Source organism: Intrasporangium sp. (assembly GCF_036566125.1).
Classification (GTDB): Bacteria; Actinomycetota; Actinomycetes; order Actinomycetales; family Dermatophilaceae; genus Intrasporangium.
Map to the genome: position 1 here is coordinate 1 of NZ_DATCWX010000054.1, position 14,266 is coordinate 14,266.

General features: G+C 68.9%; 10 protein-coding genes. 3 read left to right on the top strand and 7 right to left on the bottom strand.

Annotated elements, in window-relative coordinates; genetic code table 11:
* Positions 1-44: 44 nt before the first annotated feature.
* The 4 genes from VIR15_RS03200 to VIR15_RS03215 all read right to left on the bottom strand — a co-directional run bounded on the left by VIR15_RS03200 (position 45) and on the right by VIR15_RS03215 (position 4,861).
* The gene (locus VIR15_RS03200) at positions 45-245 is read right to left on the bottom strand and encodes a HepT-like ribonuclease domain-containing protein (protein ID WP_331926027.1); all 201 of its coding nucleotides are present in this window, start codon (positions 243-245) and stop codon (positions 45-47) included.
* An 87-nt stretch (positions 246-332) separates the two neighbouring features.
* The gene (locus tag VIR15_RS03205; protein ID WP_331926028.1) at positions 333-2,393 is read right to left on the bottom strand and encodes an ABC transporter ATP-binding protein; all 2,061 of its coding nucleotides are present in this window, start codon (positions 2,391-2,393) and stop codon (positions 333-335) included.
* Complete coding sequence (locus VIR15_RS03210) at positions 2,393-4,123, bottom strand: ABC transporter ATP-binding protein (RefSeq protein ID WP_331926029.1); 1,731 nt, start codon at positions 4,121-4,123, stop codon at positions 2,393-2,395. Before VIR15_RS03210 ends, VIR15_RS03205 begins: the two co-directional genes overlap by 1 nt.
* A gap of 90 nt (positions 4,124-4,213) precedes the next feature.
* On the bottom strand, positions 4,214-4,861 hold the full coding sequence (locus tag VIR15_RS03215) for a TetR/AcrR family transcriptional regulator (RefSeq protein WP_331926030.1): 648 nt from the start codon (positions 4,859-4,861) through the stop codon (positions 4,214-4,216).
* A gap of 169 nt (positions 4,862-5,030) precedes the next feature.
* Between VIR15_RS03215 and VIR15_RS03220 the strand changes: the two genes are divergently transcribed.
* Positions 5,031-6,248 carry a TerC family protein gene (locus VIR15_RS03220; RefSeq protein WP_331926031.1) on the top strand — a complete coding sequence of 406 codons (1,218 nt, stop codon included), beginning with the start codon at positions 5,031-5,033 and terminating at the stop codon, positions 6,246-6,248.
* Between the two features lie 86 nt (positions 6,249-6,334).
* Here the strand turns inward: VIR15_RS03220 and VIR15_RS03225 are convergent, their stop codons facing one another.
* From VIR15_RS03225 to VIR15_RS03235, 3 genes are all read right to left on the bottom strand, one after another.
* Positions 6,335-6,712, bottom strand: coding sequence for a VOC family protein (locus VIR15_RS03225; RefSeq protein WP_331926032.1), 378 nt, complete (start codon positions 6,710-6,712; stop codon positions 6,335-6,337).
* A 130-nt stretch (positions 6,713-6,842) separates the two neighbouring features.
* Positions 6,843-8,306: a DUF7059 domain-containing protein gene (locus VIR15_RS03230; RefSeq protein ID WP_331926036.1), complete on the bottom strand. Its 1,464-nt coding sequence runs from the start codon at positions 8,304-8,306 to the stop codon at positions 6,843-6,845.
* A 68-nt stretch (positions 8,307-8,374) separates the two neighbouring features.
* Positions 8,375-8,770 carry an STAS domain-containing protein gene (locus VIR15_RS03235; protein ID WP_331926033.1) on the bottom strand — a complete coding sequence of 132 codons (396 nt, stop codon included), beginning with the start codon at positions 8,768-8,770 and terminating at the stop codon, positions 8,375-8,377.
* Between the two features lie 98 nt (positions 8,771-8,868).
* Here VIR15_RS03235 and sftH point away from each other — a divergent pair, with 98 nt between their 5' ends.
* Positions 8,869-11,262, top strand: coding sequence for a DNA 3'-5' helicase SftH (sftH, locus tag VIR15_RS03240; RefSeq protein ID WP_331926034.1), 2,394 nt, complete (start codon positions 8,869-8,871; stop codon positions 11,260-11,262).
* A 147-nt stretch (positions 11,263-11,409) separates the two neighbouring features.
* Positions 11,410-14,266, top strand: a 2,857-nt coding sequence (locus VIR15_RS03245; protein ID WP_331926035.1) for a S8 family peptidase, incomplete at its 3' end; no start/stop codon positions are given.

Consider the following 14,266-nt stretch of genomic DNA (forward strand, 5'->3'; position numbering starts at 1 on the left):
CGACGACCTCGACCCGGACACGCAGCGCTCGCTTCGCCATGGCCTCACTCTGCCAAATCGTCGAGGGCTTGTGTGAGCAGGTCGCGAACTCGTGGCAGGTCGTACTTCAGTGTGTCCCAGACCACCTTGCGCTGGATCCCCTCGTAATGGTGCCCGAGCAGGGAGCGCATCTGGTGGATCGACGACCACGGGACCTCAGGATTCGCCGCCTTGAAGTCCTCGCTGATGCGGTCGGCTGCCCCCAATACAACACACCCGCCTATCGACTGCTACCCCCATCTGTAGCAGGCCCTGTCAGTCGATAGGCGGGTGTGTTGCGAAGGAGAGCGCCGCTAGGCCACCGGCGCTCCCGCAGGTGCGGCACCCGGTCCACCGGGCGGGCCTGCGACCCCGGCCACGTCGTCGACGTCAGCTGCGGCACCCGCGAACTGAGCGGCATACAACCTCGCGTAGGCGCCGTCGGCGGAGAGCAACTCGGCGTGCGAGCCCTGCTCGACGATCCGTCCGTGCTCCATGACGAGGATCAGATCGGCGTCCCGGATGGTGGAGAGCCGGTGCGCGATGACGAAGCTCGTCCGGTCGGACCGCAGCGCCGCCATCGCGTGCTGGACGAGCAGCTCCGTACGGGTGTCGACCGAGCTCGTGGCCTCGTCGAGGATGAGCAGCGCCGGGTCGGAGAGGAACGCGCGAGCGATGGTGATCAGCTGCTTCTCGCCGGCGGAGATGTTCGAGGCCTCGTCGTCGAGCAGCGTGTCGTAGCCGTCCGGCAGCGAGTGCACGAAGCGGTCTACATACGTGGCGCGCGCCGCAGCGAGCACCTCCTCCTCGGTGGCATCCGGCCGCCCGTAGGCAATGTTGTCCCGGATCGTCCCGGCGAAGAGCCAGGTGTCCTGGAGCACCATCCCGATGCGGGACCGGAGCCCTTGCCGGGTGAGGTCGCGGATGTCGACGCCGTCCAAGGTGATCCGGCCCGCGTCGAGCTCGTAGAACCGCATGATGAGGTTGACGAGGGTCGTCTTCCCGGCGCCCGTCGGGCCCACGATGGCAACTGTCTGCCCGGGCCGCACCGACAGGTTGAGCTGCTCGATGAGCGGCTGGTCGGGCGAGTAGGAGAAGGACACGTCCTCGAAGGCGACCTCGCCACGCGGGTCCTCGATGACGTCCGGCACGGCGACCTCGGGCTCCTGCTCCTCCGCATCGAGGACCTCGAAGACGCGCTCCGCCGACGCGACCCCGGACTGGAGCAGGTTGGCCATCGAGGCGACCTGCGTCAGCGGCTGGGTGAACTGCCGGGAGTACTGGATGAACGCCTGGACGTCCCCGAGCGACATGGACCCGGAAGCCACCTTGAGCCCGCCGACGACGGCGACGACGACGTAGTTGAGATTCCCGATGAACATCATGACCGGCATGATGATGCCGCTGATGAACTGCGCCCCGAACGCGGCGCCGAACAGCTCGTCGTTCTTGGTTCGGAAGCTCGCCTCCGTCTCCTTCTGGCGCCCGTAGACCTTGACGAGGCCGTGGCCGGTGAAGGTCTCCTCGACGATCCCATTGAGCTCGCCCGTGTTGCGCCACTGCTGGACGAACATCTTCTGCGAGCGCTTGGCGATCATGCTGGTCACGACGATCGACACGGGGATCGTGACGAGCGCGATGAGCGCCAGGACCCAGGAGATCCAGAACATCATCGCCAGCACCGCGATGACGGTGAGCAGCGAGTTGAGCAGCTGCGAGAGCGTCTGCTGGAGCGACATGCTCACGTTGTCGATGTCGTTCGTGACCCGCGAGAGGATCTCACCGCGCGGCTGCTTGTCGAAGTAGGGCAGCGGCAGCCGGTTGAGCTTGGCCTCGACATCCTGGCGCAGGCGGTACATCGTCCGCGCGAGCACGCCCTGCAGGATCCAGCCCTGGACCCAGAGCAGGAACGACGACGCGACGTAGAGCGCCGTGACGAGCAGGAGCACGTCGGCGACTGCACCGAAGTCGATGCCCTGGCCGACGACGACGCCGGCCCGCTCGAGCATGTCGGCCATCGTGTTGTCGCCGCGGGCGCGAAGTCCCGCGACGACCTGCTCCGTCGTCGTGCCCGGTGGCACGTTCTCGCCCAGCTGGCGTCCGAGCAGACCTCCGAAGATGAGGTCCGTGGCCCTGCCCAGGATCTTGGGGCCGATCGAGCTGAGGGAGACGCTCACCACGACGAGCGCGATGACGGCGACGACCTTGGCCCGCTCGGGCCGGAGGCGCCCGAGCAGGCGCTTGGCCGACGGGCCGAAGTTGAGCGATTTCTCCCCCGGCTGGCCCACCATCATGTGCGGTGGTCCGCCGCGCCGAGCGGGTCCGCGCCTGGCCTCGGCCGCCTTCTCCTCCGCAGTCTTGACACCCTCGGCCATCAGGCTGCCTCCTCCGCACCGCGCTGGGACAGGGCGATCTCCTGGTAGGTCTCGCACGACTCGAGCAGCTCGTCGTGCGTGCCCTGCCCGACAATCCGGCCGTCGTCGAGCACGATGATCTGGTCGGCGTCGATGATGGTGGACACGCGCTGCGCCACGATGACGACCGCCGCGTCCCTCGTCACCGGCCGCAGGGCGGAGCGGAGTCGCGCGTCGGTCGACAGGTCGAGGGCCGAGAACGAGTCGTCGAAGAGGTAGATGTCGGGCCGCTTGACGACGGCCCGTGCGATCGAGAGCCGCTGCCGCTGTCCGCCGGACACGTTCGTGCCGCCCTGGGCGATCGGCGCGTCGAGCCCGCCGAGCTCCTCGACGAAGTTCGCCGCCTGGCTGATTCGCAGGGCCTCCCACAGCTCCTCGTCGGTCGCCTCCGGATTGCCATAGCGGAGGTTGCTCGCGACGGTGCCGGTGAAGAGGTAGGGCCGCTGCGGGACGAGGCCGATGCGGGCCCACAGGGCGTCGAGCTCGAGGTCACGGACGTCGACGCCACCGACCTTGACCCGACCCGAGCGAACGTCGAAGAGGCGCGGGACCAGGCCGATCAGCGTCGTCTTGCCCGCACCGGTCGAGCCGATGATCGCCGTCGTCTGGCCGGGCACCGCCTTGAAGGTGATGTCGTGGAGCACGGCGACCTCGGCCCCGGGGTAGTGGAACTCGACGCCGACGAACTCGATCCCCGCGCTCGGCGTCCGGATCGGGATCGGCTGCACCGACTCGGCGATCGACGACGTCGTGTCGAGCACCTCGGTGATCCGTCCGGCCGAGACGGCGGCGCGAGGGATCATCGTCGCCATGAAGGTCGCCATCATGACGGCCATGAGGATCTGGACGAGGTAGGCCAGGAACGCCGTCAGCGACCCCACCTCCATCGCCCCGCTCTCGACGCGGTAGGCGCCGAACCAGAGCACCGCGACCGTCGACATGCTGAAGATGAACATGACGACCGGGAAGACGAGCGCCATGAGCCGCCCGACCCGCAGCCCCGCCTCGGTGAGGTCCGCGTTGGCCGCGCCGAATCGCTTCTCCTCGTGCGGCTCCCGGACGAAGGCCCGCACCACGCGGATGCCGGTGATCTGCTCGCGCATCACTCGGTTGACTCCGTCGAGGGAGGTCTGCATCCGGGTGAACCACGGCACCATCCGCCAGATGACCAGCCCGACGACCAGGCCGAGCAGCGGCACGGCCACGGCGACCAGCCAGGACAGCCCGACGTCCTCGCGCAGGGCCATGATGATGCCGCCGAACATCATGATCGGGGTGGACACGAGCAACGCGAAGCCCATGAAGAGCACCGTCTGCACCTGCGTGACGTCGTTGGTGTTGCGCGAGATCAGGGTCGGCGCCCCGAACTTGGCCACCTCCTGCGTCGAGTAGTGGATGACGGTGTCGAAGATGTTCCCGCGCAGGTCGCGGCCCATCGCCATGGCCACCCGGGCGGCGAGATAGGTCGCGCCCACTGCCGCGGCGATCTGGATGATGCTCACGCCGAGCATGAGCACGCCATGGCTGACGATGAAGCCGGTGTCCCCCTTGGCCACCCCCTCGTCGATGATCTCGCCGTTCAAGGTGGGCAGGTAGAGCACCGCGATGGTGCTGATGAGCTGCAGCAGCACGATGAGGGTGATCTCGCGGTGGTACCGCTGGAGATGGCTCCGAAGCAGTCGGACGAGCATCGGGTGCCTTTCGCTGTGATGTGGAAGCGTGATGTGGAAGCGCGGGGTGGAAGCGCCGTGTCGACGCTAGAGACTCCGGCCGGGTGAGGGTCAATCGATTTTTCGACGCGGCCCGGGCCGGGCACGCACCCCGTCGAGGATCGTGTCCACGACCTCCTCGGGGGTGAGCAGCTCGCCCTGCGCGATGCCGGGATGGCTGCCGGAGAAGGCGAGCAGCCGGATCCGGTGAAGCAGCTGGTGTGGCGTCACCCTCAGCTCATCCGCGTCGACGAGGTCGAGCACCGACTCGAACAGCTCGATATGGGACGGCTGGCACTCGCCACCGAGACGGGAGCGCACGTGCCGACCCGCCTCGAAGCAGTCGTGGTGCGGTGCCACCTGCGGCGGCTGCGTGAGGCCGAGCGCGTTCATCAGGTCGAGCACGTCCCGGATCCGCTGTTGCAGGATGGCCGCGAACTGGACCAGCCGGTCCCGCATCGGCAGCGACCGGTCGATGGCCTGGAACTCGCGCCGAGCCGACGCCGGGCAGAAGCCCGCCTCGACCGCGTCGGCCTGCAGCGCTCCCTTGCTCGGGAAGGCCCGGAAGATGGTGCCCTCGGCCACGCCCCCGGCCCGAGCGATCTCGCTCGTCGTCGGCACGCGCCCGTGCTCGCGCGCGAGCTGAAGGAAAACCGTTACGAGCGCGTCGCGTCGCTCGTCCGGAGCCAGGGGCGCTGCGCGCCCCGTCGTGGTGCCCATGGTTGCCAGTATGAGTGAGTGCTCACTCATTGACAACAGACCAGTTCAGATGCCGTATGCCGCTGAGCTCGCTCCCAGCCACTCACTCCCGTTGGCAACGTGGTTGAGCGGGCAGACTGGTACCGCCCGATCGATGCGAGCCAGGAACCGAGCCCTGAAAGGCGCCGCGATGACCGTCTCCCCTGCCGTCTGGGCCGTCACCATCGTCGTCATCATCGGGTTGCTCGCCTTCGACTACTTCTTCCACGTCCGGCAGGCTCATACCCCAACGCTTCGGGAGTCGGCCATCTGGTCGGCGGCCTACGTCGGCGTGGCGGTGCTCTTCGGCATCGTGGTGTGGTGGCTGGGCGGCTCGGCCATGGGCACGGAGTACTTCGCCGGCTACATCACCGAGAAGGCCCTCTCGGTGGACAACCTGTTCGTCTTCCTCATCATCATGACGAGCTTTCGGGTGCCACGCGCGGACCAGCAGAAGGTCCTCCTCTTCGGCGTCACCTTCGCGATCATCGCCCGGACCGGCTTCATCTTCCTCGGCGCCACGCTCATCAACCGGTTCGCCTGGGTCTTCTACCTCTTCGGCATCGTCCTGCTCATGACGGCCGGCAACATGCTGCGACCCGAGGGTGAGGACAGCCACACCGCCGACAACATCATGATTCGCATCGCCCGCAAGCTGTTCAAGACATCGCCGGAGTACGACGGCGACAAGCTGTTCACCGTCGTCAACGGCAAGCGGGTCATGACGCCCATGCTGCTCGTCATGGTGGCGATCGGTGGCACCGACCTGCTCTTCGCCGTCGACTCGATCCCGGCGATCTTCGGCCTGACGCAGAACGTGTTCATCGTCTTCACCGCGACCACGTTCTCGCTCCTCGGCCTGCGGCAGCTGTTCTTCCTCATCGAGGGCCTGCTCGACCGGCTCATCTTCCTCAGCTACGGCCTCGCTGCGATCCTCGCGTTCATCGGGGTGAAGCTCATCCTCCACGCCCTGCACGAGAACAGCGTGCCGTTCATCAACGACGGCGAACCGGTCCCGGTCATCGAGGTGTCGACCGCGGTGTCGCTCGTCGTCATCGTCGGGATCCTCACCATCACCGTGGTGGCATCGCTGCTCAGCCCGGCCGGCAAGGCGCAGACGGCGGTCACCAACGCCCGCCGTGGCGCGATCCGCTACCTCGACCTCAGCTATGAGGAGGAAGAGCAACTGCGCGAGGAGGCCTACCAGGCGCTCTGCGAAGAGGAGCGGGTCATCCGGTCCCTGCCAGAGAAGTACCGGGCCCGCATCCGCGAGGGCGAGACCGAGCTCATCGAGCTGCTCAACCGGGCCCACGTCATCCGTGCGGACCGGGTCGCCCGCCGCGAAGCCGGCCTCCCCTACCGCATGTGACCAATCGAGTGAACAACTTCCGGGGCCCCCTCCGCGATCGAGTGAACAGCTTTCGGGGCCGATGGCCCCGAAAGCTGTTCACTCGATCAGGACTGGTGGGGTTCCTTCGGATGAACGGGTGGCGCCCAGTCCGGTCGGGGGATGAGGCAGAACGGGTGGCCGGCCGGGTCGGCGAAGACGCCGCGGCCGGGGAGCTTGGTGGCGCCCAGGGCGAGGACGAGTGGAGTCGCCTCGGCGACGTCATCGACCATCACGTCGAGATGGATCTGCTGGGGCACGGACGGATCGGGCCACGTTGGTGCGCGATGGTCCGGTGCGAGCTGGAACGCCAGTCCGGAGGTCTGCGGGCTGTCCGAGACGACGACAAAGTCGTCACTGTCGTAGGTGATGGGCTTGCCGAGCAGTGCAGAGTAGAACGCCGCCAAGGCCCGCGGGTCCGGACAATCCAGCAGGACATGATGCATTCGACCGATCATTGAGTCGGAATGCTGCCACCGTCGTGGCGCCAGCAGAAGACCCACCTTGGCCGTCCGCTCCCCTTCCAATCGAGTGAACAGCTTTCGGGGCCCACGGCCCCGAAAGCTGTTCACTCGATCAGATGAGGAGGCCGTCGGCCACGAGGTCGCGGATCTGCGGCACCAGCTCGCTCCGGACGGCGGCCGGATCCATCTCGACCAGGGCGGCAATGGCGTCCAGCGCGACACGCGCGGTCAGCTCGCCGTCCGCGACGCCCACGTAGGCAGCCAGCAGGGTGTCGGCCCGCACGACGCGCCGCAGCCCGCCTCCTTGGCGGATGAGGATGACCGAGGGGTCCTCGGCGCCCGGGCGTCCGTGACGTTCCTCGGTCACGTCCGCGGCGCACGACCACGCGACATCGAGCACGTCATCGTCCGAGTGCTCGGCGAGCCACGTCCGCGCGGCGAGGCCGGCCTCGATGACCGACCCCATCGGCGCCACCACAGGGCCGGGAGCCTCGTCGAGGGACCGCCACGGCGCCCGGTCGCCCAAAGGCCGCTGGAGCGCGACGACGCCGAAGCCGATCGACTCGACGTCCCGTGAGGCGAAGTCACGCAACCACGCGGCACAGAGGCGGTCGTGCTCGACCGAGCCCGGGAGGTGGCCGCCGTCGCGACTCCACAGCTCGGCGTACTCGGCCGGGTCCTGGACTTCGCGCTGCACGACCCAGGCGTCGAGACCCACCCCTTCGAGCCACTCAGCCCAGACGTCGCGCCAGGAGCGCCCGGCGGGCACCTCCCAGTTGCCGAGGAGCTGCGCGACACCACCCGGCTCAAGGACCGACTCGACCTGCTGGACGAGCGAGCGCACGACCGTGTCCCCGGGTCGTCCTGCATCCCGGTACTCGTAGACCGGCACGTCCTCATCGCGTGGCGTGATGACGAAGGGCGGGTTGGACACGACGAGCGAGAATCGCTCCCCCGCAACGGGATCGAGCAGGTCCCCGATCCGGAGGTCGACGTCCAGGCCGGCGAGAGCTGCATTGAACCGCGCAAACGCCAGCGCCCGCTCGGAGATGTCCGTGGCCACGATCGACGCTGCGTGGCTACCGAGGTGGAGGGCCTGGACACCGGCCCCGGTGCCGAGATCGAGGGCCCGACCGACTCGGCGGCGGATGGTCCAGGACGCGAGCGTCGTCGTCGCGCCGCCGACGCCGAGGACGTGGTCGGGTCGGAGCGGCTGACGGGTGACGAGCGCGGAGAGGTCGGAGGCCACCCACCAGTCGTGCGTGTCGTCGGCGTAGGGCCGTACGTCACACGTCGGCATGACGTACTCCCCCGAGACCCGGACCAGCCGCAGGGTGGCCACGCCCTCGGTGCGCACCCCCGGCAGGGCGGTGTCGAGCTCAGCACGGCTGACCTGCCTACCGAGCGTGAAGAGCCGGATCAGCGTGCCGCACGCATCGGGGGAACCAGCCGTTGCGAGCAGCGCCGGCAGCGGCTGCTCGCGGTGCAGGGCGGCGGAGGCTAGAGGCCCGAGCCGCTCTGCGACCCCGTCCACCGTGAAACGGGCCGCGACGAGGTCATCACGGAGCCGCGCCATGAGCCCGGCCTCGACGACCGGCGGGGGCGGCGACGAGGGCTCCAGCGAGGCCACCGGATGGGAGCGCGTCACCCGCGGGAGTTGGTGGGGGCGGGCGGTGTCGGCGCCTGCCCCTGGTCTCCCGGCTCGCTGGCGTCGAGCGCCGCTTCGAGGTCGGGATAGATCTCGAAGACCTTGTCGAGCCCGGTGATGGCGAAGACCCGCAACACCCGCTCGGCGGTCCCGACCAGCCGCATGGAACCGCCACGGGTGCGCGCGATCTTCAGCCGACCCACCAGCACCCCGAGCCCGGTGGAGTCGAGGAACGTGACGTCGCTCAGGTCGACGACGAGATCCGCGCGTCCGGCGTGAATCTGCTCATCCAGCTTTTCCCTGACGAACGGTGCCGTGTAGACATCGATCTCGCCACCGAGGCGCACCACAGTGCGATCACCGTGGTCGGCCCGGGTGATCGACAGATCCACCTGTGGCCCCTTCCCGTGTGTGCGTTGCTATCACTGACCTCGGGGGTAACATGCCCGAGTCGCCGTAACGGTACCCCGGCGACATACGGTTGCTCCACATGAACGGGTCTGACGCGCTGTCAACAACACCCTTGGCGTCGCCCGGCGTCCGGGTGGCGGGGGACCACGCGCCGTTCGACCCGGCGGCGCTGCTCAGCCGCCTGGCCGGCGACCACCCCGAGCGCCTGCTCCACATCCACGAGCTCCCGGAGCGACCTGCCCGGTGCGCCGAGTGGCCCGACTGGCTCGAGCCCACGCTCCTCGCCAGCCTGGTCGGAGCGGGCATCCCGGTCCCATGGCGACACCAGGTCGAGGTCGCCGAGGCCGCCCACCGGGGCCAGCACGTCGTCGTCTCGACCGGCACCGCATCCGGCAAGAGCCTGGGCTACCTCATGCCGCTGCTCACCGACGTCATCGACGGGACTCGAGCGCCGAACGGTCGAGGTGCCACTGCGCTCTACATCGCTCCGACGAAGGCCCTCGCCGCGGACCAGCTCGACCGCATCGCCCGGCTCGCCATCCCAGCCGTCCGCCCGGCGACGTACGACGGCGACACGCCTGCCGACGAGCGGCGCTGGATCCGCGACCACGCCAACATCGTCCTCACCAACCCCGACCTCATCCACCACTCCCTCCTGCCGAGCCACGAGCGATGGGCGTCGTTCCTGCGCGCCCTGCGTTACGTCGTCGTCGACGAGTGCCATGTCTACAAGGGAGTCTTCGGGTCCCACCTCGCCGCCGTCCTCCGCCGACTCCGCCGCGTCGCGGCGCGCTACCGCGCGACTCCCACCTTCGTCTTCGCGTCAGCCACCGTTGCCGATCCGGCTGAGCATGCATCACGACTTCTTGGTATGCCGCTGAGCTCGGTCACCGAGGACGGCTCTCCTCGTGCGTCCATGACCTTCGCACTCTGGGAGCCTCCGCTCGTCGTCGACAACCAAGGGCAGCCCAGCCGGGTCAGCACGATCACCGAGACCGGCGACCTGCTCGCCGGGTGCGTCCAGGCGGACGTGCAGACGGTGGCCTTCGCACGGTCACGCGCGGGAGTGGAAGTGGTCGCGAACGTCGCCCGAGACCGCCTGGGCGAGTCTGCGGACGAAGGGCTTTTCGGCGGTCCACGGGGACGGAGCCCCCGTGTGTCCGCATACCGTGGCGGCTATCTCCCGGAGGAGCGACGGGAGCTGGAGAGAGCCCTGCGGTCACGCGATCTCGTCGGCATCGCGGCAACGAACGCCCTCGAGCTCGGCGTCGACATCACTGGTCTCGACGCGGTCCTGCTGGCGGGCTGGCCGGGCACGCTGGCATCGCTGTGGCAGCAGGCCGGACGGGCGGGGCGGACCGGACAGCACTCGCTGGCCGTGCTCGTCGCTGCAGACGACCCGCTCGACACGTTCGTCGTCCATCATCCCGAGAGCATCTTCGGCCGCGGGGTCGAGGCAGCCGTCGTCGACCCTGACAATCCCCATGTCCTCGGTCCGCACCTCGCCGCAGCGGCCGCGGAACTCCCGCTGACGAACGCGGACTTCGAGCTCTTCGGTCCCGAGACCGGACCGCTCCTCGATGCCCTCGTCGCCAAGGGCATCCTCAAGAAGCGACCCCGGGGCTGGTTCTGGGGTCGCGACGACCGCCCCTCCGACCACCTCTCGCTCCGGGGAGCCGGCGAACCGGTCCGCATCGTCGAGACGCGGACGGGGCGCGTCGTCGGGACCGTCGACGAGGCCTCGGCCCACGCCCAGGTCCACGCTGGCGCAGTCCACCTCCACCAGGGCCAGAGCTGGGTCGTCACCGAGCTCGACCTCGACGAGGCCGCCGCCTTTGCCGTCCGCGGCGATCCGGGGTGGACGACGCAGGCCCAGTCGGTGAGCGAGTTCGCGATCGTCCGCGAGCTCGAGGGCGTCGACTGGGGTCCGCTCCGCTGCTCCTTCGGCCACGTCACCGTCACGCACCAGGTCGTCTCCTTCCTTCGGCGGTTGCCGGGCGGGGAGGTCCTCGGCGAGCACCCGCTCGACCTGCCGCCGCGCTCGCTCGCGACCAAGGCGATGTGGTGGACGCTGCCGGTGGACGCCCTCGCGGCCGCGGGCGTCGCGGAGGCCGACATTCCCGGTGCGGCCCACGCAGCCGAGCACGCCGCCATCGGGATGCTGCCGCTCTTCGCCACCGCGGACCGTTGGGACATCGGCGGCGTGTCCACCGCGCTGCATCCGGACACCGGCCTGCCGACCATCCTCATCTACGACGGCCATCCCGGCGGGGCGGGCTTCGCGGAGCGGGGATACCGGCGGGTCCGCGAATGGCTCACCGCGACGCGCGATGCGATCGCCGCATGCGAGTGCTCCACGGGCTGCCCGTCCTGCATCCAGTCCCCGAAGTGCGGCAGCGGCAACGAGCCGCTCGACAAGGGCGGTGCCATCGCCCTGCTCGGGCTCTCGCTCTCGCACATCGCTGAAGGGTGAAGGACGGTTCCGGGCCTGCGCCGACAATGGGGCGAAATCGACCCAAATTCTCTCTTACCCTGCCGACCGTCGCCCTGAGTGGCTATCGTGCGGCTACGGCGTCGAGCGCACCGCGCCGTGCTCAGGGGACACCTCGACAGGAGAGACATGAAGCGAAGGTTGCTGGGCGCGGTTGCGGCCGTGCCAGTTGCGCTCGCGATGGCCTGGACAGGGGCGGCCGACGCAGCGGTCACCCAGACCGATCCATCGTTCGCGGATGGCATCTACGTCGTCCAGATGGCCGACCTGCCGGTCGTCGCCTATGACGGCGCGATCGCCGGTTACCAGGCGACCAAGCCCGCCAAGGGGAAGAAGATTGACCCCCAGTCGGCGGCGGTGACGAAATACGTAGACCGGCTCAAGAGCACGCACAACAAGGCGCTCGGCACGGTTGGCGCATCCTCGAAGCTCTACGACTACGCCTACTCCTACAACGGTTTCGCCGCCCGGCTGACGGCGGACCAGGCGAAGCGGATGAGCAACGCCTCCGGCGTGCTCGCGGTGACCAAGCAGGAGACCTACTCCATCGACACGTCGACGACCCCGGCATTCCTCGGGCTCACCGACAAGGGCGGGCTCTGGGACATGCTGGGCGGGACGAAGAGCGCGGGCGAGGACATCGTCATCGGCGTCATCGACTCCGGCATCTGGCCTGAGTCGCTCTCCTTCGCGGACCGCGTCGACGCGGCCGGCAAACCGTCCTTCGCTCCCAGCGCCAAGCGGGTCTACTCGAAGCTGCCCAACTTCCGCGGCAAGTGCGTGGATGCCGAGGAATTCGATGGCTCGAACTGCAACCAGAAGCTTGTCTCGGCCCGGTACTTCAACCAGGGTCAGGGCGGCGACGCCGCCATCGACAAGGATCGTCCCTGGGAGTTCAACTCCGCCCGCGACTACAACGGGCACGGTACCCACACTGCCGGCACGGCCGGCGGCAACCACAACGTGCCGGTCGACGGCCTCGGCGCCGCGGTGGCGCCCAACGGCATCAGCGGCATGGCTCCGCGGGCCCGCATCGCGGCCTACAAGGCGCTGTGGTCGACCGAGTCCGGCGACACGGCCGGTGGCACGACGTCCGACCTCGTTGCCGCGATCGACACTGCGGTCGCCGACGGCGTCGATGTCATCAACTACTCGATCAGCGGCACGCAGACGAACTTCGCCGACCCGGCCGAGGTCGCCTTCCTCTTCGCCGCCAATGCGGGCATCTTCGTCGCCGCCTCCGCTGGCAACAGTGGACCGACGACCTCGACCGTGGCGCACCCCTCGCCCTGGATCACCACGGTGGCCGCGGGCACGCACAACCGCAGCGGCAACGGCTCCGTGACGTTGGGCAACGGCACCACCTACAACGGCGCCTCGCTCGCCGGCGCAGCACTGACGGCCGACTTCGTTGACTCCACGGCCGTCGGCAAGGCCGGTGCCGACGCGACGCAGGTCCGGCTGTGCTACTCGAGCGCTGACGGCGGCAACGTCCTCGACCCCGCCAAGGTGGCTGGCAAGATCGTGCTGTGTGAGCGGGGCGTGACCGCGCGGACGAACAAGAGCCTGGCCGTCAAGGAGGCCGGTGGCGTGGGCATGATCCTCGTCAACCCGACTGACAGCTCGGTCAACGCGGACTTCCACTTCGTGCCCACCGTGCACCTGAACAACAACGTGTACGCGGCCGTCAAGGCGTACGCAGCCACGGCGGGTGCCACGGCCACGATCAACAAGGCGACACTGACGACCGCGGAGCCGGCGCCGTTCACGGCCAGCTTCTCGTCGCGCGGGCCGCTGCGTGCCGGTGGTGGGGACCTGCTCAAGCCGGACGTCATCGCACCGGGGCAGGACATCCTCGCGGCCTATTCGCCGATGACGAACCAGGGCTATGGGTTCAACCAGATCTCCGGCACGTCGATGTCGTCGCCTCACGTCGCGGGACTGGCAGCGCTGCTCATGGACCTGCACCCGACCTGGTCGCCGATGGCGGTCAAGAGCGCGCTCATGACCACGGGCTATGACGTGCTCGATGGCGGCACACCGGCCCCCAACACCAACCCGGTGCTCATCTTCAGGCAAGGCGCCGGACACGTGGTGCCCAACAAGGCGGCGAGCCCGGGCCTGGTCTACGACAGCTCGTGGAACGACTGGCTCGCCTTCCTCTGCGGCAACAGCAGCGCGGTCGGCGCCGCCACGTGCAACGCGCTCGTGGGCATGGGCTACAGCACCGACGCGAGCGACTTCAATGGTGCGTCGATCGCCATTGGCGACCTCGCGGGCGTGCAGACGGTCACGCGCAAGGTGACCAACGTCGGCGATGCGCCCGCGACGTACAGGGCCTCGGTCAGCGGTCTCAGCGGGCTCACCGCGGAGGTTTCGCCGTCGTCGATCACCGTCGCCCCAGGCGCAAGCGCCCAGTTCACGGTGAAGTTCACCAGGACCTCGGCGGCGCTCAACTCCTACACCGGCGGTCAGCTGACCTGGTCGGACGGCACGCACGCCGTCCGCTCGCCGATCGTCATCCGTCCGGTGGCCCTCGCGGCCCCCGCCCAGGTGACGGCGGACCCGGCCGGCACGTCCTACGACGTGACGTTCGGTTACTCCGGTGGCTTCACCGCGGAAGCGCGCGGGCTCGTCCCGGCTGCGGTCACGCCGGGCACGGTTTCCGACGACCCGACCGACTCGACGTGCTCGCTCAGCTCGCCGAACGCCCAGAAGATCGACGTCGCCGTGCCTGCGGGCACGACGTACGCCCGGTTCTCGATGTTCGACGCAGACGTCAACCCCGGCACCGACATCGACCTCTGTGTCTTCAACGGCACGACACAGGTCGGCAGCAGCGGTTCCGGCACGTCGGCCGAGGAGGTCAACCTGCTCAACCCGGCTGCGGCGACCTACACCGTCGTCGTCCAGGGCTGGGGTGTCGCCGGCTCTACGCCGTTCAAGCTGCACACCTGGCTGCTGGGCTCGGCGGCCGCCGGCAACA